The following is an 18,969-nucleotide window of genomic DNA, read 5'->3' on the forward strand; positions in this document are numbered from 1 at the left end:
GATCGTTCACGCAGGCCACGGCCTGCCTTCATTGTAGGGAGGAGAAGATCATGGCGCGTAAATACATCGATTGCCGCGAGTTTCCAAGCGATTCCAAATGCTCGGTCGCGCTGTCTGCAGACTCTGAAAACGAACTGCTCGAGGCCGCTGCACAGCATGCGGTCAGTGTTCACAAGCACACCGACTCACCAGAACTGCGTGCTCAACTGAAGACCATGTTTCACGACGGCACCCCGCCTGTTGAAGCACCACGTCCCGCTTGATAAGGAGATCCCTCCGAGCTGCCGCAGGCTGCTCGGGGGATTTGGGGGTATGACTTGAGCGCTTCACAAAGCTCGTTGGCTTGATGGATCCTTTTCTGCCAACTCTATGCACTTCAAAGCCAGGATCGTCGTCGGGTCGACAAGCGCCACGGTGTGCCCATTGATTTCAAACGCCTCGCAATGGTCGAGCACCAGAGGCAATTCCGTACACCCCAGGATCAGAACCCCCGCCCCCAACTCACACAGGTGTTCGGCTGCCAGCAGCAATTGTTCTTTGCAGAGCCCTTGGGTGAATCCGGCCTTGATACCTCGTTGCCCGTAAATGGCTTCCATGACCATCGCTTGGTAATCGACGCCAGGCGTGAGGATTTGAAGCCCGGCGCGACGTGCGGCCTGGTGATAAACCTGACTTTGTACGGTACCGGATGTCGCCAAAAGGCCGATCGCCTTACCCGAACCAAATTTCTGCACTATCCATTCCACCGTTTCGGTCAGCATGTTCACGATGGGCACCCTCAGGTGCGTCTGAATACGTTCGACGAACGCATGGGCGGTATTGCAAGGTATCGCGATGGCGTTTGCTCCCGCGCTTTCGAGACGCTTGCAGGTTGCATACATCGCCATCGTGGGATCCGTTTCATCTCGGAGCAGATTGGCCGTTCGGTCCGGTATTTGCGGGTTTTGCTCGACCACCATTTTGATGTGCTCCTGATCCTTCCCCGCAGGCGTATGGGCGACCACCTTGCCCATGAAATCCACGGTGGCGGCAGGCCCGACGCCGCCCAGGATGCCCAATTTGAAGGGGGGACGTCTTGGCTGTCCGCTCTCCAGCGTGGCGAAGTTCGCGTAGATCTCATTGATGTCCAGGACGGCAACCCCTCGACGCTGCAGGTCAGTGCAGACCAGCGAAAGCTCTGTCATGCCGGGCAAGATCACCGTGGCTCCCTGCGCCTGCAATGAGAGGCAAGCCTGGTAAACCGCTTCAAGAGGTACGCCTTCCAGGTGGCCGTCCTTGATGCCGTTCAGGCCGTACATGGCCTCCATCAACGCCGATTGCGCTTGCGGATCCGGGTAGACAATCTTGAAATCCTTTTCGAAATGTCGTTCGAACAATCCGCAATGGCGGACAAAGTCGGAGGCGATGACTCCCAAGGTCGTTTGCGGCTCGACGACGTGACTAACGTGCCGGGTCAAAGCAGCCATCATGTCCAATACCGCAATGCCAAGCTCCTCCTGGATTTCAGCGCGGAAGGTATGGCTCGCGAAGCAGGGAAGCATCACGGCATCGAAGCCACTTTCCTCGAACGACTTGCACACCTGGAACACATAGAACTTGCGCGAAGTCATGCTCGCCCCGCTGTCCAGGGGCAGCAGCACGTCCTTGAAAGGGTGCTGCTCAAACAGAAAATGGTATCGACCCTGGTCCTCCAGCACGGCTCTGGACTTGACCAACTTATAGAACAGATCTCCCCCGGCCAGTGACCCGAGTCCACCGACAATGCCCAGCTTGCGGACAATAGAAGTTTTGTTGGTCGACCTCGCTTTAACTTTCATGACCCGACTCCTCAAGCCACCGAAACCGGTTCGGATCGAGACCGCACTGGAACCTGTGCCTGGCCCTCCTCCGCGGGTTCTTCGTGAGGCTCGGATTTGGCGACGACGGCCGTTGCGATACTGTTCCCCACTACGTTGGTGGCGGTTCGAGCCATGTCCAGGAACTGGTCAATGCCAATGATCAACAGCAGGCCTGCCTCAGGAAGATTGAACATTGGCAGTGTCGCAGCGACGACAACGACTGAGGCACGTGCAACACCCGCCATTCCCTTGCTGGTGACCATCAACGTCAAAAGAATCAGCAGTTGCTGGGTAAAGCTGAGGTCGATGTTGTACGCCTGGGCTATGAACATGATGGCGAACGCCTGGTACATCATCGAACCGTCAAGGTTGAACGAGTAACCCAGGGGCAACACGAAGCTGGACACCCGTTTTGGAGCGCCGAACTTCTCCAGCGCCTCAATGGTTTTTGGGTAAGCGGACTCGCTGCTGGCGGTTGAAAACGCCAAGAGGATCGGCTCGCGAATAAGCTTGCCGAGGTCAAAAACCGATCGTCCGAGGAACGCATAGCCTGCGCCGAACAACACGGCCCAAAGGATGACAATCCCCAAGTAGAACTCGGCGATCAGCTTGCCGTAATCGACGAGCAAACCAAGTCCCTGGGTAGTAATGGCAGATGCGATGGCGGCGAAAACACCAATCGGCGCGAAAGCCATTACGTAGTCGGTGATCTTGAACATCACCTTTGCCAACTCCTCAATGGAGTCCGTTATCTTCGTGTAGCCAGCACGTTTGGCACCGGCCAGGGCGAATCCGAAGAACAGCGAAAAGACCACAATTTGCAGGATCTCGTTATTAGCCATGGCCTCGGCAATACTGCGAGGGAACACATGGCTGATAAAGGTCTTGAGGCTGAAATCCCCCGTATTGACTGGCACGGCGGCGGTTGCATGTTGAACAACCTCCATATTCAATCCGGCACCGGGTTGAAACAGGTTAACCAGCCCCATCCCGATCATGAGTGAGATGACTGAGGCCGTCACGAACCACGCCATCGCCCGCATGCCGATCCGTCCAACGGAACGAGAGTTACCCATGCTGGCGATGCCACCGACCAGCGTCGCAAATACCAGGGGGGCAATGATCATCTTGATCAATCGCAGGAAAATGTCGGTGACCATCGAAAAGTAAGCTGCAATCTCCTTGGCACTTTGCTCGCTTCCTGCGAAATGGTGACACGCCCAACCCACAAGCACGCCCAGCACAATGCCAATCGCAATTCGACGTGGAAGCTTATTTTTCTTCACGGAGCTGTCCTCAAGTAGTTTTTAGATTTTTTTACTTGGCAGGGTCAATTTGATTCGCCCAATGCTCTGAGGGGCATCGGTGCTGTGCTGATTCTAAGGACCGGATCGACCCGGCATGATGAGTAATCCTGCTAGGCCCATGCGCTTTTGGAATAGTTTTTGAACAGCCGCGATGACCAGGCAATTGCGACGTAAAATGGCGCTCTCACAGCGGGAGATCCTGATATGCAAATCAAATGGCTGGATGACCTTCTAGCGATTGCCGAGTTGAAAAATTTCTCGCGCGCGGCTGAGGTCCGGTGTGTGACGCAGTCGGCGTTGTCACGCCGTATTCGGTCACTTGAGGAATGGGTGGGGGTCGAACTGGTGGACCGTGGCACCTATCCCGTTCAGCTCACAGCTGCCGGAGTGACTTTCTGTGAAGAAGGCAGAGAGGCGCTGGCAGGATTACTGAGATTGCGCTCAACGTTGCGCGAAGTGGAGCGGATGCCGGGACGATCCATCCAGGTCACGGCTGGCCACAGCCTCTCGATGACCTTTCTTCCTAAATGGCTCTCGCAGTTCCAGCAACACAATGAGCAGTTCAATGCGCGAGTGGTCGCCGCCAATATTCATGATGCCGTCATCGCGTTAGAGGAAGGCAGTTGCGATTTGATGATGGTCTATCACCACCCTCTTGCGCCCATCCTGCTGAACCCTGAGCGCTTCGGCAGCCTGACGCTCGGGCACGATGCCTTTATCCCCTTGTGCGCGGCAAACGATAGAGGCGAACCGCTGTTCCGCTTGCCCGGCAGCTCCGGCAAACCGGTGCCCTATCTCGCCTACACCGCAACGACTTTTCTGGGTCGCGTTGCCGACATCGTGATCAAGAACGGTCCTGCACCGGTCGTGCTGGAGCGCTGTTATGAAGCGGATATGGCGATGCTCCTGATGCGCATGGCTATCGAGGGCTACGGCGTGGCCTGGTTGCCACAAAGCGCAGTCGTCGACGAGATGGAGCGAGGGCTATTGGTCAGAGCGGGTGGCGAGGAATGGAGTACGCGCCTGGAAATCCGCTCGTACTGTGCAATTGCCAATCAAAATCCGACGATGCGCAATCTCTGGAAAACCCTGGAAAGTGCCTCATTACGCTTGCTCACCGCAGCTATTCAGAATCAAGAGATGACACCGAAAGCATCATGATATGTGGAAGCGCCAGTACCTGTTACAGGAGCGCTACGGATATCTAACGGCCCACTACACTCTCCCTGACGGAACACGGTCAATGCGGGAGCTGGCTTGTCTGCGATGGCATCACCTTGGTCTGTCAGATACGCCTGGCCAGTATTGTCTCGCCGTCATGATCCTGGACTGCCCGCTAAACGCCAATCAAAAGCGCGGGTGGTGGCCGCGACCGGCGTCAGAGTGGTGGCGGTTCTCTCAGGCTTTGGGCACGGGTTAATGCGTAGTGCAGATCAAGGAGTTTCCGATGGCCGATGAAAACAAGAAAATGAGCCTTATGGGCCTCACCACATTGGTGACGGTGAACATGATGGGGTCGGGCATTATCATGTTGCCGACGAGCATGGCCCAGCTTGGGGCCGTTTCATTGCTGTCATGGATCGTCACCGCCATAGGCTCCATGGCCATCGCCTATTGCTTTTCCCAGTGCGGCATCTTCTGTCTGCGCTCAGGCGGGTTGTCCGCCTATACCGAAGAGGCGCATGGCAAATCAGGATTCTTCCTCTGCTCGTACCTGTACTTCCTTTCGCTGGCCATCGCCAACGTGGCAGTTGCTATCTCCGCGGTGGGCTACATGACATCGTTCGTGCCCTGGTTGGGTAGTGGCGCCATTGCGCTGTTTACAGGAACGGTCGGCTTGCTCTGGTTGACCACCGTGGCCAACTTTGGTGGCCCCGGCATCACGGGCAAGATCGGTGCGATTACCGTGTGGGGTGTGATCATCCCGGTGGCCGGCTTGAGCATCATCGGTTGGTTCTGGTTCAAGCCCGATGTACTGGCTGCTGCCTGGAACCCGAACAACCTGCCAATGTCCGAAGCCATCAGCAAGGCTATTCCCCTGACCCTGTGGGCCTTCCTCGGCATGGAGTCAGCCGCGCAAGCCTCCGATGCAGTGGAAGATCCCAAGCGCACCGTGCCGCTGGCCTGTCTGTTAGGCACACTGGGAGCGGCAGGGGTCTATGTGCTGTCGACCACGGTCATCCAAGGCATCATACCCAACGCCGAACTGGCCAATTCTTCGGCCCCTTTCGCGCTCGTCTATGCACATATGTTCAACCCCACCGTCGGCAACATCATCATGGCGCTCGCAGTCATGGCCTGTGTCGGCTCGCTGCTGGGCTGGCAGTTCACCCTGGCACAAACAGCCAAAATGACGGCTGACCAGGGAATGTTCCCAAAACTGTTCAGCAAGATCAGCGCACGGAATGCCCCCATCGTCGGCATGCTCGTCTGCGGTGTTTTGCAAACCTTGATGGCGCTGTCGACCATTTCGCCCAATGCCAGCGCCCAGTTCGGGAAGCTCGTGAGCCTGGCGGCAGTGACCAACCTGATCCCCTACGTGACGGCGGCCACCGGCCTGCTGGTCATGATGTACAAAGCCAAAGTCAGTGCAGGCGTATACACACGCAACACGGCACTGCTACTGATTGCGGTGGCCTATTCGTTGTACGCCCTCTATTCCTGCGGCAAGGATGCGGTATTCGGTGGCACCCTTGTCCTTGCGTTCGGCTACTTGCTCTATGGCTTCCTCTCCAAGCGTTTTGTCGATGAGTCTCCAATCGCTCAGGCCAAGGCCAGCAACATCTGAATTCGGGGAACCAGGATATGAACATAAAACAGACCAACACCACCCACCTGCTGCTCGTCTGCCTGCTCACGCTGGTGCCGGTATTGGCTAATGCCAATACCCTTGAACGTGTGCGGGCGAGTAACACCTTCACCCTCGGCTATCTGCCAGACTTCGCACCTTTTAGCGTCCATGCAGGCGGCGAAGCCAGCGGCTATGCCATCGAGCTTTGTCTGAAAATCGCTGACAAGGTCAAGACCGAGTTGGGTTTGCCCGGTTTGCAAATACGTTACCAGCCCGTCGCAGCCAACGACGAGATGAGTGCCGTCAGTTCGGGCAAAGTCGACATACTCTGTACACCGACACTGCCCACACTGGAGCGGCGCAAGACCGTGAGCTATTCGGTGCCGATCTACACGGCCGGCCTGTCGGCAGTGGTGCGCCAGGAAGCACCAGAAGCGTTGCTCAATGTACTTAACGGACAAGTAGCCCATACCGGGCCGACTTGGCGAGCGACCATCAACCATGGGCTGTCCAGCCAAACTTATGCCACCACTGCTGGCGGAGTCACCGAAACCTGGATCCGTCAGAAGATGCAATTGCTCGGTGTGGTGGCGACCCTGGTCACGGTCGAGAATATTGACGCTGGCCTCAAACTGGTCGCTGAAGGCAAAGCCGATACCTTCTTCGCCGAACGCATGATGCTCAAGAACCTCCTCGCCAAAGACTACTCCGCAGGAAACCTGGTCCTGCTCGATCGTATTTTTGACTACGCTCCGACTGCAATGGCAGTGGATCGAGACGATGAAAACTTCCGTTTGCTGGTCGACACCACGCTGAGTGAAATGTACCGATCGGGCGAGATCGGACAGGCATACGACAACTATCTGGGAGGCGTCAGCGAAACGGACAAAAAGCTGTTCAAGGTCTATGCGGCACCTTAGAGCCGTAGCCAACAATCGGGGTCGGATAAGTAAGTCGCTTCGTCTGTTAAAAAGCGGCCAGGCAATGCCAGTCAGTTAAGGTGTGGAACCTGGCCGTTTGGACGCGGCGTTCCTCATTCGTCAAACGCGCGAACGCAAGTTCGCTTTCGGCCAAAAGTGGCCGATGGTCGTTGCATTTGGCTCGCCTCCGAGCGTTTGGCTAAGCTGAATAAAGCGGGATGAACTGAAACCTGAGTGATAGCGACCATCAACGGATCTGGATTGGCATCAAGACGGTAACTCCCAAAGGAGACGACCATGTATGCGGTTATAAGAACCTACTTGGGTGCTGGAGCAAAGCAGCTGTTCGATCTTTTGGAACAGCGCAAGGCCGACGTCGAAGCTACCCTGCGGACAGTACCTGGCCTGGTAAGCTACACACTGCTGAATACCGGTGATGGCGGTACGGCGGTGACTGTTTGCGCGGACAAGGCCGGCAGCGATGCGAGCTTGAAAGTCGCGCGCGACTGGATTCAGAAAAATGCCTCGAATATCCACGCGAATCCGCCGATCGTGACGGAAGGTCCGGTGATTGTGCAGATCAAATAGCGCGCCTTTCCAGTTGATCTTACGTAGAAGGGACAGACCGTGATTTAAGGCGAATGCCGGCCAATCGTGGTCTGTCCCCTGTTGTCCCCTGTTTTTTTCTCTGCTGAGTGAGCCCGCTCCCACATGGATTGCGCTAACCCACTGGCATTTGCCTTAACCAAGCAGGCATAAGTGTACGGCGATTTGCGCTCACCGCTGTATGGGCCGGCCCACTCGTCACTCATGATAAAAATACGGCTCTCGTTACTGGAGCCGTCGACATGGACCTCGCCACCCTCACCCTGTTTCTCCCGGCCTGCTTCGCCCTGAACATGGCCCCCGGTCCGAACAATCTACTGTCGGTCAGCAACGCCACCCGTTATGGCTATCGTCGCACCTGTGTGGCGGGTGTCGGTCGCTTGCTGGCGTTTGCCGGGATGATCGCCCTGGCCGCCGCCGGGTTGTCGGTGGTGCTGCAAACCTCGAAATGGCTGTTCTATGCGATCAAGATCATTGGCGCCGCTTACCTGTTGTATCTGGCCTGGCAACTGTGGCGCGCCAATCCCGAGGCCGAACAGCACATCACCGGCAAGTCGATGGGGATCCTGGCTCTGGCGCGGCAGGAATTCCTGGTGGCGGCGGGTAATCCCAAGGCAATCTTGCTGTTCACCGCATTCCTGCCGCAGTTCGTCGACCCGACCCAGCCGGTAGCCGCGCAATTCGTCGTGCTCGGCACGTTGTTCCTGCTGCTGGAGTGGATCGCCATCAGCGCCTACGCCTACATGGGCCTGCACATGCGCCGCTGGTTCGCCGAACCACGGGGCAAGCGGATATTCAACCGTTGCTGCGCGGGATTGTTGTCGGCAGCGGCTTCGGTGCTGTTGATGGCGAAACGAACCTGATCCTTACCCTTGAGACGGCCCTTTCAGTTCGACCTGGTTGCCGTCCGGATCGAAGCAATAGATCGACAATCCGTGGCCTTCGGCGCCGAAACGCACGGCGGCTTTCTCGGGTTTCAGGTCGAAGGACTGCAAGTGACGGACCAGCGCTTGCTCGTCGAACGGTTCAATGCGCAGGCAGAAGTGATCGACGTTGCGCCGCTCGTGGCCAGCGCCAGCGCCGCCCTTGCGACCGAGTTCGCCCTGGATGTCGACGAGGTCAATCATCGAGGTGCCCGCACGCAAATGCACCATGCCCAGATCGTCGCGGCGCTTGATCAGTTCGGCGCCGAATACCTCGCCGTAAAAAAGGGTGCTTCGTTCGAGATCCTTGACGCGCAGAACGATGTGATCGATGTGTTTGATCGTAAACGGTCGCATTAGGATGATTCCTGAAAATATCGTTTACAGAATTATCGGTGACCCGATGACTGTAGCTCAGGGCCGCAAAAATTCACTGTCGATTTTCCGGTGGAGGCACCGAGCGACGCGGCATATGCTCAGCCCATGAACCTACAAAACGCTGTGCTCCCGCCCCACGCCGAGATGGTTCGCGCCATGCTCGAACGCGACACCGCCTACGAGGGGGTGTTCTTTACCGCGGTCAAAACCACTGGCATTTTCTGCCGCCCCGGCTGCACGGCGCGCAAACCGAAGCCGGAAAACGTCGAGTTCTTCGCCCATGCCGACGAGGCGATGTCGGCGGGCTATCGGGCCTGCCTGCGTTGCAAGCCGCTGGACGCCGCGGCCATCGCGCCGGACGGGGTGCAGCGGCTGCTCAAATCCGTGGACGCCGATCCCGACCTGCGCTGGACCGATGCCCAGTTGCTCGCCGAGGGCATCGAGCCGCTGAAACTGCGCCGCTGGTTCAAGCAGCATTTCGGCATGACCTTCCACGCCTGGCTGCGCAGCCGGCGCCTGGGCATCGCCCTCGGCGGCATCAAACAGGGTGAATCCATCGACAACGCTGCGTTCGACTCCGGCTACGAATCCCTGAGCGGCTTTCGCGATACGTTTCAAAAGTCGTTCCATATCACGCCCGGCCGCGCCGTCCACAGCGAGCCACTGCTGTTCACTCGACTGACCACACCGCTGGGGCCGATGATCGCCATGGCCGAACAACGTGGGCTGGTGCTGCTGGAGTTTCTCGATCGACCGGCACTGACCAAGGAAATCGAAGAACTGCAAAACCGTTATGGCTACGCCGTGGCCCCAGGTCACAACGGGCATTTGCAGCAGATCGAAGAAGAACTGGCGCAATACTTCGCTGGTAAACGAACCGAATTCAACGTACCGCTGCACCTGCCCGGCAGCGCTTTCGCCCGGCAGGTATGGGCCGAACTGATGAAAATCCCCTACGGCCAGACCACTACTTATGGCGCGATCGCCGCGCAACTGGGCAAGCCCGGCGCCAGTCGCGCCGTGGGCCTGGCCAACGGACAAAACCGCCTGGCGATTATCCTGCCCTGTCACCGGGTGATCGGTGCAGACGGCTCGTTGACCGGCTATGGTGGAGGACAACCGCGCAAGGCGTTTCTGCTCAGGCTGGAAAGGGCCGCGGTGCAAATCACCGAACAACTCGCATTCTGATCACTGCGCCTTTTATTCAAAAAAAGTCATAAGGAAGGACATTCGATGGACACACTCGACAACCAATTCCACCAACTGCACCAGAGCGGCCTGCTGATTCTGACCAACGTTGCCGATGCCACCGGGGCGCGACTGGTGGAACAGCTGGGCAGCAAGGCTATCGCCACCAGCAGCGCGGCAGTGGCTTGGGTTCACGGTTACCCGGATGGCAATACCTTGCCGCTTGAACGTCTGGTTTCCACCGTCGAGTCCATCGCCCGGGTCATTACGGTGCCGTTGACCGTGGACATCGAGGCCGGTTATTCCGATGACCTGGGGCGGGTTGCGGACGTGATCGACGCCGTCATCGCCGCCGGTGCTGTGGGGATCAATATCGAGGACGGTGCGTCGCCGCCCGAGCTGCTGGCCCGCAAGATCGAAATCGCTCGCCAGGTCGCCGATCGTCGGGACGTAAAGCTATTTATCAACGCTCGCACCGACGTGTATCTCAGGGGTTTGGTGCCGGCCGAAGATCGCGTGGCAGAGACCCTCAAGCGCGCCGCGTTGTATCAGGCCGCCGGTGCCGACGGGCTGTTCGCGGCGGGCGTCACGGCGGCGTATGAGATCGAAGCGCTGTGCCGTGGCACGACACTGCCGGTGAACGTGCTGGGTTTCGCGGGCCTGCCTTCGCCTGAAGAACTGCAAGCCCTCGGCGTGCGCCGTTTGAGCGCCGGGTCGAGCATCGCCGAATTCCTCTACGGTGCCATGGCATCGGTGGCGAAAAGCTTTCTGCAAACCGGAAAACTCGATAGCAGCGACCTCAAGGCCTTCACTTATGGCCAAGTGAACGCCCTGCTGGCCCCCACCGGCAAAGTTTGACCGCAAGCAATGGAGTGCGGCGCTGCGGGGTGACGACTAATCTTCCCGCAGTCACCCGCGCTTCAGGATGCTCCATGCCCGACACCTATCAACTGGCCAGTGAATTTCTCTCGGCCCTCGATGCCGACTGGCAACGCCACATCAGCCTCATCGGCCCCTGCCTGCATCAGCCCCATGCGGCTCGCGATCCTTACGAATCGCTGGTGCGAGCGATTGCCTATCAACAATTGCATGCAAAAGCCGGCGATGCGATTGTCGGCCGGATGCTGGCGTTGTTTCCGGCGAGCACCTTCCCCAGGCCGGAGCAGATTCTGGCGACAGACTTCGAACAGATGCGCGGTTGCGGGTTTTCCGCCAGCAAGATCGCGACCATTCAGGGCATCGCTCAGGCAGCTCTGGACGGCGTGGTGCCGGATTACGCCACAGCGCTGGCCATGGACGATGAAGCGTTGATCGAGCGGTTGATTACCTTGCGTGGCGTTGGCCGCTGGACGGTTGAAATGCTGTTGATTTACAGCCTGGAGCGGCCAGACATTTTGCCGGCTGATGACTTTGGGGTGCGCGAGGGATATCGGCGGCTGAAGGGGTTGGAGGTACAGCCGACTCGTAAGCAGATGATTGAAATCGGGCTGGCGTGGCGCCCTTATCGGACGGTGGCAGCGTGGTATTTGTGGCGGGTGCCCAGCCGGTAGACCGCGTTATCGTTCATCGCGGGCAAGCCCGCTCCCACAGGGATATTCTGTGAACACATTATTTGTGAACACTGAAGACCATGTGGGAGCGGGCTTGCCCGCGAAGGCGCCCGAACAGCCACCCTAAATTCCACTGCCCAGGAACACTGACAGTCTAGGCTGTCTTGAGCCATCCCAAGACCCAACGGAGGTTCCCATGCAGCTCGAAGGCTCCTGCCATTGCGGCGCAGTGTCGTTCAGCCTGACCAGCGCCCACCCCTACCCTTATCAACGCTGCTATTGCTCGATCTGTCGTAAAACCCAGGGTGGTGGCGGTTATGCGATCAACATCGCTGGCGATGCCGCCAGCCTCAAGGTGCACGGTCGCAAGCACATCTCGATTTACCATGCGCGGCTCAAGGAAGAAGGCGACAAACGCGCCCGTCGCAGCACCGCCGAGCGGCATTTCTGTTCCGTTTGCGGCTCGGGATTATGGGTGTTCAGTCCTGAATGGCCGGACCTTGTTCACCCATTCGCCTCGGTCATCGACACGGCGCTGCCGGTGCCACCCGAGTACACGCACGTGATGCTCGGTTCGAAAGCATCATGGGTGGAAGTCCAGACGCAGCCCGCTGATCGACAGTGCGATGTCTGGCCCGAAGAGTCCATCGCCCAATGGCATGAGCGCCTGGGTTTGAGCCGCTAAGGCCGTTCACAGTCTTTGACAGTTTCCCGACAAAGCTGTCAAAGATTGCCGGCCCGCACCTGCCTAGCATGGGCGCATCCAACCTCCCTTCGGGTGCTCCCATGTTTCGTTCGTTGTGTCTGCCGTTGACTTCATGCTGCCTGCTCATCTCTTCCGACTCATTGCACGCCGAAGACTGGCGCTACAGCCTGCGAGCCGGTGCCGCCAGCGTGCCGCGTTATAGCGGCAGTGATGAACGCGTAGTCGCGCCGTTGTTGGGGGCAAAGATCATTTGGCTGGGCAGGTGGTTTATACCTTTTGAGATCCAGGATCGTTCTCACCGTAGGAACGATCAACAATCCTGTAGATACTCTGTTCACGGTCAAGCTTTTAGCAGATGTTTTTCGCTGAAAAGCTTGGCCGTATCGAAATCCTCTCCAGCACGTATGCAGGCCCACAAGCCTGTCAGGTATTTGCGCATAACCGCGCAGATGGCCTGCATTTTTCGTTTTCCACGACCGACTAGCACGTCGTAAAAAGCCTTCACATAAGGATCGCAACGGATCGCTGACATGGCAGGCATGAACATCGCCGAGCGCAGGTAGGCGTTGCCACCCTTGCTCAGGCGCCCGGGTTTGTCGATGCTCGTTCCAGACTGGGTCAGTCGCACGTCCAGCCCTGCATAACGACTGATCTGCGGGGATTTGAGTGTCACTGGCAGGGTCGTCAGTTCAGCCAGCACTGCAAATGTCGAGACCTCACCCATTCCGGGTGCAGCCACCATGTGATCAAACTGCTCCTGCAAAATTGGACAGCTAGCGATGATGTCTCGCCCGGCTCGCCTAAACCGTTCGATGCGCCTGCCGAACATCGCAATAGCTTCTTCCTCATCCTCAATCAGCATCGCTGAAGTTGTTTCGGTCGCTTGAAGGGCATGCATTCTTCGCTCGGGTGCAGTGGCAGGTCAGACGGTTGATATGCCGGCCAATGGCACGCAACTCAAGCTGGGCGGGGCTTGGAGGAGTCCACAAGCGAGGCGTCATGCGTTCGCCGTACTCCGCTAGCAACTGGGCGTCGATGGCGTCCGTTTTACTGTGTTGAAGCATCAGTCTTGCAAAATTGCGGGAGCTTTTCGGGTTGATCACAGAAACCGGCAAGCCTGCAGTGCTTAACTCCAGGGCCAGATCCAGGTAATAAATCCCGGTGGCTTCCATGACCACAGAAAGCGGTTTGAGTGCTATCAGCTTTTTCACGGCAGCCTTGCGCCCCTTGGGCGTTTGAGCGATATCCCACGAGCCAGCTGCACGGCCTTTGTCACGCCATCCCATTGCTGTGGTGCGAGAACCAACATCCAATCCGACGTGTACACTCATGCTTTCCACTCCAAGGAAACTGGGTGAAGATGGCTCCTGGTTCCCCCGACCTCGAACTTCATGCCACTGCAACCTTGTAATGCGAAGTCCGACTTGTCGGCTTCTCGATACTCTTCGTGGTGGGCAATGAGGCGGGGGGGCCTCTCTACAGACAAGGTCAGGAGCAAATCCTGCCTTCAGGAGCGATCGGCCTCCCCCAGAAACACATCTTTGAGACAACACCGAGGAGCTTAGCTGCTCTCGCCGGGTGTTCGGCCAACATACAAGGAGCGAGGCTTGCCCGCGAAGGCGTCCGTAAGAACACCACAGCTAATCGACATGCGCCCAAGTCATGCGAAACGACGCCCCGCCCCACGGAGAGTCCGCCACTTCCACTTGCCCGCCATGGGATTGCGACACCCGTCGCACCAACGCCAGGCCCAAGCCGAAACCACCGGTGCGGCGGTCGCGACTGGCGTCCAGGCGCGAGAACGGTTCGAAGATTTTCTCCCGCCCGTCCAGCGGCACGCCCGGCCCGTCGTCGTTGACCCGCACTTCGTAATGATCGCCGGTGCGCACTAACGATACTTCCACCCGTTCGTCGGCATAGCGAATGGCATTGCGCAGCAAATTGATCACAGCCCGTGCCATGAAGCGCGGTTCGATGCGAACCTCATCGACCTGACACTCGACAATCAGCAATTGCACCCCGGCGGCTTCGGCCTCCAGCGCCACGCTACCCACCACACTGTCGAGCCAATGGCTGGCCTGAATGTTCTCCCGCGAAATTACCGTAGCGCCACGCTCAAGGCTGGCGTACGTCAGCAGCTCGGAAACCATTTCTTCCAGCTCGCCGAGGTCGGCGTACATGTCGGCAATCAACTTGCGGTTCTGGGTCGGATCGGGTTGTTGCTTGAGTTGATCGAGTTCGAACGACAACCGTGCAATCGGCGTGCGCAATTCGTGGGACACCGCGTTGGTCAGCTCGCGCTGATTGGCGATAAGCCCCTCGATGCGCGCGGCCATCAGGTTGAAGTGTTCAGCCAGGTCACGAATGTTCGAGCGTTTGGACAGCTGGATGCGCGCCGACAGGTCGTTGTCGCCAAAGCGTTCGGCGGCCAGGCGCAGTGTCTCCAGATCGCGCCAGTGCGGGCGCACCCAGAAAAACAACACGAAACCGATCATCACCGCGATCATCAAATAGGCCGCGGCAATGTAGAACGGCATCAGGCTCGGCTCGGCCGGCAGACTGATGCTGAGCAGTTGCGGGCCGTCGTCAATGCGCGAGATGAACTGCGTGTACTGGTCGCGAATGACCAGCAGCCCCTGGGCCAACTCGGCTTTTTCCTGATCGGTCAGGGCCAGTTGATCGCTCTCGACCAGCGTCAGGCCCAAGCCGTAGTGGGGGCGCACGGCTTCCAGTTGGCGCTCCCGGGCCGAACCGTCCAGGCCGCGCAACTGCTCAGTCAGCGACCACGCCTGACCACGCACCGCCTCTTGGTTGTAGCTCTGCATCTGACCGTCGAGCAGCGCATCGAACGTACGCTCGACGGTTTGCAGCGCCAGTATCAAGCCAACCGTCATTACCAGAAACAGCCCGAGAAATAACCGCAGCATTTACAGCTCCCACCCAAATGGATTGAACAGATAACCCTTGCCCCACACGGTCTTGATGCACACCGGCTCGCGTGGGTTGTCCTTGAGCTTGCCGCGCAATTTGCTGATGTAGACGTCGACGCTGCGATTGAGGCCGTCGAAGGCAATACCGCGCATGCGGTTGAGGATATCGTCGCGGGACAGAGTCTTGCCGGCGGCGCTGGCCAGCAACCACAGCAGTTCGAATTCCATGGTGGTGAGCTCGATGCCCTCGCCCGCCAGGCGCACTTCGCGGCAGCTGCGATCGATGCTCAGATGGCCGAATTCCAGCGAACTGCACACGCTGCTGTCTGGCATCTGACGGCGTTGCAAAGCGCGCAAACGGGCCAGCAGTACCGGTGGTTTTATCGGTTTGATCACGTAGTCGTCGGCGCCGGATTCCAGGCCGAGGATGTGATCGAGATCGTCTTCCTTGGCGGTGAGGATGACGATCGGCGTGTCAGAGACGCTGCGAATTTCGCGGCACACGTGCAGGCCGCTCTGGCCCGGCAGCATCAGGTCGAGCACCACGATTTTCGGTTTGAAGTCGAGGAAAGCGGCCAACGCCAGATCACCGCGATGCACCTGCCGGACCTCGAAGCCGTGTTGGGACAGGAAATGCGCGATCAGCCCGGCAAGCTTTTCGTCATCTTCCACCAGCAGCACTTTGCCAAAACCCAGGTTATCCATAACGACCGTTTGCCAACCCTTGAGTGAAGTGGCCGGCATTATGGCGCCAATCGGTGACGGGACGGTGATGACGGGCAGCAAAAACCGGCCACGGGGGCCGGTTTTAGGCGATGTTTCATACTCTTAAGAGTTTTTAACAATTCAGACGCAGAAGATTGCAACGTGCGGATGGCATTTTCAGGAGCACGACTTGCCGGCGAAAGCCTTCTTGAGATCGCCTTCGCGGGCAAGCCTCGCCCCTACAAGGTTATGCGGCGGCTGGGACACCACTGTGAAAGCGGAACTCCACATCCGGCGACTCGATCAACGCCTGCTCGGCGTCACGCACCTTGTCGATCACCTGGGCAATGTCCTTGGCGTCGCCGTACTGATAGGCCAGTTTCAGGTAACCCTGGAAATGCCGGGCCTCGCTCTTCAGCAGGCCGAAGTAGAACTTGCCCAGCTCTTCATCCAGATGCGGCACCAACGCCTCGAAACGCTCGCAGCTGCGGGCTTCGATGAAGGCGCCGACCACCAGGGTGTCCACCAGCTTCACCGGTTCGTGGCTGCGCACCACTTTGCGCAGCCCCGAGGCATAGCGCCCGGCGGACAGCTGACGCAGCTCGATCTTGCGCTTTTTCATCAGGCGCATGACCTGTTCGTGGTGCACCAGTTCTTCCCGGGCCAGACGCGACATCAGGTTGATCAGATCGACGTGGGAGTGATATTTGGCAATCAGGCTCAACGCCGTGCTGGCCGCCTTGAATTCGCAGTTTTTGTGGTCGATCAGCAGCGTTTCCTGATCGGCCAACGCGGCCTGGACCCAGCCATCGGGCGTGCGGCAGCCAAGGAACTCGTGAATTTCGGGAAGGATCATGGGGCTCACGGATAAAAGGTACAGAACGAAGGGCGCCGATTATACCGGCCTGCCGACAGACCACCAGCCGCGACCGTTGATATGCATCAAGTCGCGAATGCCCGACCAGCAACTATAGTTGTGCAACGCAGTGTTTTTACCTTCCTGGAGATCCCGATCATGCAAGCCATCCGCAGCATTCTGGTGGTCATCGAACCCGAACACTCGGAGAGCCTGGCGCTCAAACGGGCCAAACTGATCGCTGGCGTGACCCAGGCTCATCTGCACCTGCTGGTCTGCGATAAAAAGCACGACCACAGCGCGATGCTCAGCGTGCTCAAGGCGGCCCTGCTGGCGGACGGTTACAACGTCACCACCGAGCAAGCCTGGAACGAAAGCCTGCACGACACCATTATCGACGTGCAGCAGGCCGAAGGTTGCGGGCTGGTGGTCAAGCAGCATTTCCCTGACAGCCCACTGAAAAAGGCCCTGCTGACCCCGGCGGACTGGAAACTGCTGCGCTACTGCCCGACCCCGGTGCTGCTGGTGAAAACCGCCAAACCCTGGGCCGGCGGGGTGATCCTGGCGGCCATCGATGTCGGCAATATGGACGGCGAACACCGCACCTTGCATGCCAGCATCATCGATCATGGCTACGACATTGCCAGCTTGGCCAAGGCCCATCTGCACGTGATCAGCGCCCATCCGTCGCCGATGCTGTCGGCGGCCGATCCGACGTTTCAGCTCAAGGAAACCATCGAGGCCCGTTACCGCGAGCAGTGCAAGGCGTTCCAGGCCGAGTTCGACATCGACGACGACCACCTGCACATCGAGGAAGGTCCGGCGGATGTGTTGATTCCGTTCATGGCCCATAAGCTGGGGGCCTCCGTGACGGTGATCGGCACGGTGGCGCGGACTGGGTTGTCCGGGGCGTTGATCGGTAATACGGCGGAAGTGGTGCTCGATGCGCTGGAGAGCGATGTGCTGGTGCTCAAGCCGGATACGGTCATGGATCATCTGGAAGAGATCGTGACCCGGCATTGAGATTTTCGGCGTCAAGTAGATCGCCATCGCGGGCAAGCCCGCTCCCACAGGTCGATGAAGTACCTGTGGGAGCAACTGTCTTGATGTCTTTTATTTTGAAGTTTGATCAAAGGGCAGCCGAACTTCCACAGTCTCAAACCATGTGATTTCCCAAATGAGCAAGCAGTCTGTTTAGGCTGCCTGCTCTCTCCACTCAGTTTGGTCACGGATCATCGCGTTCAGCCTTATCAACAACACCCGCATGCAGGCGATCAGCGCCACTTTCGCGCATTTACCTCTCAGGCGAAGCGCGTCATATCGGGCTTTGAACTCGGGTTGTCGCAAAATCACAGCCCAACTGGCCATGTACATCGCACGTCGCACGGCAAATCGGCCACCGCTTATATGACGAGGCCCTTCGTGGTTGCCGCTGTCGTCGTTGTAAGGGGCGATCCCTGCCAGTGCTGCGATCTCGTGCCGTCCAACCTCTCCCAGCTCAGGCAGGTAGGCCATGATGCTGGCTGCGGTCACGAGCCCTAGTCCCTTAACCGAGCGCAAGCGGGCAATTTTTTCACTGTCCAGGTCTTTGGCGCTTTGGCAGATCAGCTGTTCTATCGACTTTATTGCCTGATCTAAATAGTCGATATGGCTTTGCAACAAGGGTTTTATCGAGTCGACAGAAGCCGTTTTGATACGCCGCCTGTCGTCACTTTGCTGCTGAACAAAGTTTTCGCGTTGCTGTACCAGCGCACGCAAATTGTCCTGTTCGGCGCTGGTGATACGGCTATCGGCGTCCTTTATAATCGTTGCAAATTCGGCGAGAAGCCGCGCATCTATCGCGTCTGTTTTAGCGCGATAACCCATTGCCTTGGCAAAATCTTTCGCCCGACGAGGATTGATTCGTAAGACGTCAAAGCCGCCCCTTTGAAGCACCTTCATGGGCCCCCGCTCGTAGCCACCGGTGGCTTCCAGTAACACGCGGGTGACTTCGAAGCCTTTTAACCAATCAATCAGCACCGGGAAACCACTGGCGCTGTTCGGAAAACTCGCACCAATGCCTTGCGAATTAATCCAGACTTCCAGACTGTCTTTGGAAACATCAATGCCTGCGCAGGAAAACATGGCTAAACCCTCTTACACTCATAAATGAGAGCGCTCTGGTTGGGCTCCACGCTTGTAATGTTCGAGGTCGGCTCGTTCAACTGTTCGGGCTCAATAACCAGAGTGGAGAGGTGAATGGCAGCATGGGCTCCCACACGTGCTGCTAGC

At 58.1% G+C, this 18,969-nt stretch carries 20 protein-coding genes and 1 pseudogene; 12 read left to right on the forward strand and 9 right to left on the reverse strand.

Translation table 11 applies throughout. The annotated features are described in order from the left end of the window. The first annotated feature begins 50 nt into the window (after positions 1-50). A complete protein-coding gene (locus PSH65_RS17935; protein ID WP_008074349.1) occupies positions 51-263 on the forward strand; it encodes a DUF1059 domain-containing protein in 213 nt (70 codons plus the stop codon). A 63-nt stretch (positions 264-326) separates the two neighbouring features. On the opposite strand, the gene PSH65_RS17940 is transcribed toward PSH65_RS17935, so the two are convergent. Together PSH65_RS17940 and PSH65_RS17945 are read right to left on the reverse strand one after the other, a co-directional pair. Continuing rightward, the gene (locus tag PSH65_RS17940) at positions 327-1,817 is read right to left on the reverse strand and encodes an amino acid racemase (protein ID WP_305421570.1); all 1,491 of its coding nucleotides are present in this window, start codon (positions 1,815-1,817) and stop codon (positions 327-329) included. 11 nt (positions 1,818-1,828) lie between these two features. Next, a complete protein-coding gene (locus PSH65_RS17945) occupies positions 1,829-3,124 on the reverse strand; it encodes a dicarboxylate/amino acid:cation symporter (RefSeq protein ID WP_305421571.1) in 1,296 nt (431 codons plus the stop codon). Positions 3,125-3,349: 225 nt separating this feature from the next. On the opposite strand from PSH65_RS17945, the gene PSH65_RS17950 reads away from it, so the two are divergent. The 5 genes from PSH65_RS17950 to PSH65_RS17970 all read left to right on the forward strand — a co-directional run bounded on the left by PSH65_RS17950 (position 3,350) and on the right by PSH65_RS17970 (position 8,325). Beyond that, positions 3,350-4,306: a LysR family transcriptional regulator gene (locus PSH65_RS17950; RefSeq protein WP_305421572.1), complete on the forward strand. Its 957-nt coding sequence runs from the start codon at positions 3,350-3,352 to the stop codon at positions 4,304-4,306. 286 nt (positions 4,307-4,592) lie between these two features. After that, entirely contained in the window at positions 4,593-5,933 is a 1,341-nt protein-coding gene (gene potE, locus PSH65_RS17955) for a putrescine-ornithine antiporter (protein WP_305421573.1), read from the forward strand. A gap of 17 nt (positions 5,934-5,950) precedes the next feature. Continuing rightward, positions 5,951-6,856: an amino acid ABC transporter substrate-binding protein gene (locus PSH65_RS17960; protein WP_305421574.1), complete on the forward strand. Its 906-nt coding sequence runs from the start codon at positions 5,951-5,953 to the stop codon at positions 6,854-6,856. A 297-nt stretch (positions 6,857-7,153) separates the two neighbouring features. After that, the gene (locus tag PSH65_RS17965; RefSeq protein ID WP_305421575.1) at positions 7,154-7,444 is read left to right on the forward strand and encodes a hypothetical protein; all 291 of its coding nucleotides are present in this window, start codon (positions 7,154-7,156) and stop codon (positions 7,442-7,444) included. A gap of 260 nt (positions 7,445-7,704) precedes the next feature. After that, positions 7,705-8,325 carry a LysE family translocator gene (locus tag PSH65_RS17970; RefSeq protein ID WP_305421576.1) on the forward strand — a complete coding sequence of 207 codons (621 nt, stop codon included), beginning with the start codon at positions 7,705-7,707 and terminating at the stop codon, positions 8,323-8,325. 3 nt (positions 8,326-8,328) lie between these two features. On the opposite strand, the gene PSH65_RS17975 is transcribed toward PSH65_RS17970, so the two are convergent. Continuing rightward, complete coding sequence (locus PSH65_RS17975) at positions 8,329-8,742, reverse strand: VOC family protein (RefSeq protein WP_305421577.1); 414 nt, start codon at positions 8,740-8,742, stop codon at positions 8,329-8,331. Positions 8,743-8,868: 126 nt separating this feature from the next. Between PSH65_RS17975 and PSH65_RS17980 the strand changes: the two genes are divergently transcribed. From PSH65_RS17980 to PSH65_RS18000, 5 genes and pseudogenes are all read left to right on the forward strand, one after another. Continuing rightward, positions 8,869-9,951, forward strand: a complete 1,083-nt coding sequence (locus PSH65_RS17980; protein WP_305421578.1) for a bifunctional transcriptional activator/DNA repair enzyme AdaA — start codon at positions 8,869-8,871, stop codon at positions 9,949-9,951. 45 nt (positions 9,952-9,996) lie between these two features. After that, on the forward strand, positions 9,997-10,809 hold the full coding sequence (locus tag PSH65_RS17985; protein ID WP_305421579.1) for an isocitrate lyase/phosphoenolpyruvate mutase family protein: 813 nt from the start codon (positions 9,997-9,999) through the stop codon (positions 10,807-10,809). A gap of 74 nt (positions 10,810-10,883) precedes the next feature. After that, positions 10,884-11,501: a DNA-3-methyladenine glycosylase gene (locus PSH65_RS17990; protein ID WP_305421580.1), complete on the forward strand. Its 618-nt coding sequence runs from the start codon at positions 10,884-10,886 to the stop codon at positions 11,499-11,501. A 196-nt stretch (positions 11,502-11,697) separates the two neighbouring features. After that, complete coding sequence (locus tag PSH65_RS17995) at positions 11,698-12,186, forward strand: GFA family protein (RefSeq protein ID WP_305421581.1); 489 nt, start codon at positions 11,698-11,700, stop codon at positions 12,184-12,186. Between the two features lie 101 nt (positions 12,187-12,287). Further along, positions 12,288-12,458, forward strand: a pseudogene (locus PSH65_RS18000) (MipA/OmpV family protein); the annotation flags it as partial. Positions 12,459-12,547: 89 nt separating this feature from the next. On the opposite strand, the gene PSH65_RS31860 reads toward PSH65_RS18000, so the two are convergent. The 5 genes from PSH65_RS31860 to PSH65_RS18020 all read right to left on the reverse strand — a co-directional run bounded on the left by PSH65_RS31860 (position 12,548) and on the right by PSH65_RS18020 (position 16,698). Then, positions 12,548-13,105 (reverse strand): transposase, encoded by a 558-nt coding sequence (locus PSH65_RS31860; RefSeq protein WP_370694651.1) that lies wholly within the window; start codon positions 13,103-13,105, stop codon positions 12,548-12,550. Continuing rightward, positions 13,059-13,538: a transposase gene (locus PSH65_RS31865; protein WP_370694652.1), complete on the reverse strand. Its 480-nt coding sequence runs from the start codon at positions 13,536-13,538 to the stop codon at positions 13,059-13,061. Before PSH65_RS31865 ends, PSH65_RS31860 begins: the two co-directional genes overlap by 47 nt. Before the next feature lie 309 nt (positions 13,539-13,847). Then, entirely contained in the window at positions 13,848-15,134 is a 1,287-nt protein-coding gene (locus tag PSH65_RS18010; RefSeq protein WP_305421582.1) for an ATP-binding protein, read from the reverse strand. Next, positions 15,135-15,842: a winged helix-turn-helix domain-containing protein gene (locus PSH65_RS18015; RefSeq protein ID WP_305427009.1), complete on the reverse strand. Its 708-nt coding sequence runs from the start codon at positions 15,840-15,842 to the stop codon at positions 15,135-15,137. Positions 15,843-16,089: 247 nt separating this feature from the next. Beyond that, the gene (locus PSH65_RS18020) at positions 16,090-16,698 is read right to left on the reverse strand and encodes a tRNA-(ms[2]io[6]A)-hydroxylase (protein WP_007906324.1); all 609 of its coding nucleotides are present in this window, start codon (positions 16,696-16,698) and stop codon (positions 16,090-16,092) included. 159 nt (positions 16,699-16,857) lie between these two features. Here PSH65_RS18020 and PSH65_RS18025 point away from each other — a divergent pair, with 159 nt between their 5' ends. After that, complete coding sequence (locus tag PSH65_RS18025; RefSeq protein ID WP_305421583.1) at positions 16,858-17,721, forward strand: universal stress protein; 864 nt, start codon at positions 16,858-16,860, stop codon at positions 17,719-17,721. A 171-nt stretch (positions 17,722-17,892) separates the two neighbouring features. On the opposite strand, the gene PSH65_RS18030 is transcribed toward PSH65_RS18025, so the two are convergent. Further along, positions 17,893-18,822, reverse strand: coding sequence for a transposase (locus tag PSH65_RS18030; RefSeq protein WP_305421584.1), 930 nt, complete (start codon positions 18,820-18,822; stop codon positions 17,893-17,895). Between the last annotated feature and the right edge of the window lie 147 nt (positions 18,823-18,969).

Origin of the sequence: Pseudomonas sp. FP603 (assembly GCF_030687415.1) — a bacterium.
In the GTDB taxonomy this organism is placed as follows: Bacteria; Pseudomonadota; Gammaproteobacteria; order Pseudomonadales; family Pseudomonadaceae; genus Aquipseudomonas; species Aquipseudomonas wuhanensis.

Bases quoted from the DNA above. Each gene is read 5' to 3' on its own strand.
- PSH65_RS17990 (WP_305421580.1), top strand. From the start codon at position 10,884: ATGCCCGACACCTATCAACTGGCCAGTGAATTTCTCTCGGCCCTCGAT.
- PSH65_RS17995 (WP_305421581.1), top strand. From the start codon at position 11,698: ATGCAGCTCGAAGGCTCCTGCCATTGCGGCGCAGTGTCGTTCAGCCTG.
- PSH65_RS18015 (WP_305427009.1), bottom strand. From the start codon at position 15,842: ATGGATAACCTGGGTTTTGGCAAAGTGCTGCTGGTGGAAGATGACGAA.
- PSH65_RS18020 (WP_007906324.1), bottom strand. From the start codon at position 16,698: ATGATCCTTCCCGAAATTCACGAGTTCCTTGGCTGCCGCACGCCCGAT.
- PSH65_RS17985 (WP_305421579.1), top strand. From the start codon at position 9,997: ATGGACACACTCGACAACCAATTCCACCAACTGCACCAGAGCGGCCTG.
- PSH65_RS17970 (WP_305421576.1), top strand. From the start codon at position 7,705: ATGGACCTCGCCACCCTCACCCTGTTTCTCCCGGCCTGCTTCGCCCTG.
- potE (WP_305421573.1), top strand. From the start codon at position 4,593: ATGGCCGATGAAAACAAGAAAATGAGCCTTATGGGCCTCACCACATTG.
- PSH65_RS18030 (WP_305421584.1), bottom strand. From the start codon at position 18,822: ATGTTTTCCTGCGCAGGCATTGATGTTTCCAAAGACAGTCTGGAAGTC.
- PSH65_RS17935 (WP_008074349.1), top strand. From the start codon at position 51: ATGGCGCGTAAATACATCGATTGCCGCGAGTTTCCAAGCGATTCCAAA.
- PSH65_RS17965 (WP_305421575.1), top strand. From the start codon at position 7,154: ATGTATGCGGTTATAAGAACCTACTTGGGTGCTGGAGCAAAGCAGCTG.
- PSH65_RS17940 (WP_305421570.1), bottom strand. From the start codon at position 1,817: ATGAAAGTTAAAGCGAGGTCGACCAACAAAACTTCTATTGTCCGCAAG.
- PSH65_RS31860 (WP_370694651.1), bottom strand. From the start codon at position 13,105: ATGCATGCCCTTCAAGCGACCGAAACAACTTCAGCGATGCTGATTGAG.
- PSH65_RS17975 (WP_305421577.1), bottom strand. From the start codon at position 8,742: ATGCGACCGTTTACGATCAAACACATCGATCACATCGTTCTGCGCGTC.
- PSH65_RS18010 (WP_305421582.1), bottom strand. From the start codon at position 15,134: ATGCTGCGGTTATTTCTCGGGCTGTTTCTGGTAATGACGGTTGGCTTG.
- PSH65_RS17960 (WP_305421574.1), top strand. From the start codon at position 5,951: ATGAACATAAAACAGACCAACACCACCCACCTGCTGCTCGTCTGCCTG.
- PSH65_RS17980 (WP_305421578.1), top strand. From the start codon at position 8,869: ATGAACCTACAAAACGCTGTGCTCCCGCCCCACGCCGAGATGGTTCGC.
- PSH65_RS18025 (WP_305421583.1), top strand. From the start codon at position 16,858: ATGCAAGCCATCCGCAGCATTCTGGTGGTCATCGAACCCGAACACTCG.
- PSH65_RS17950 (WP_305421572.1), top strand. From the start codon at position 3,350: ATGCAAATCAAATGGCTGGATGACCTTCTAGCGATTGCCGAGTTGAAA.
- PSH65_RS31865 (WP_370694652.1), bottom strand. From the start codon at position 13,538: ATGAGTGTACACGTCGGATTGGATGTTGGTTCTCGCACCACAGCAATG.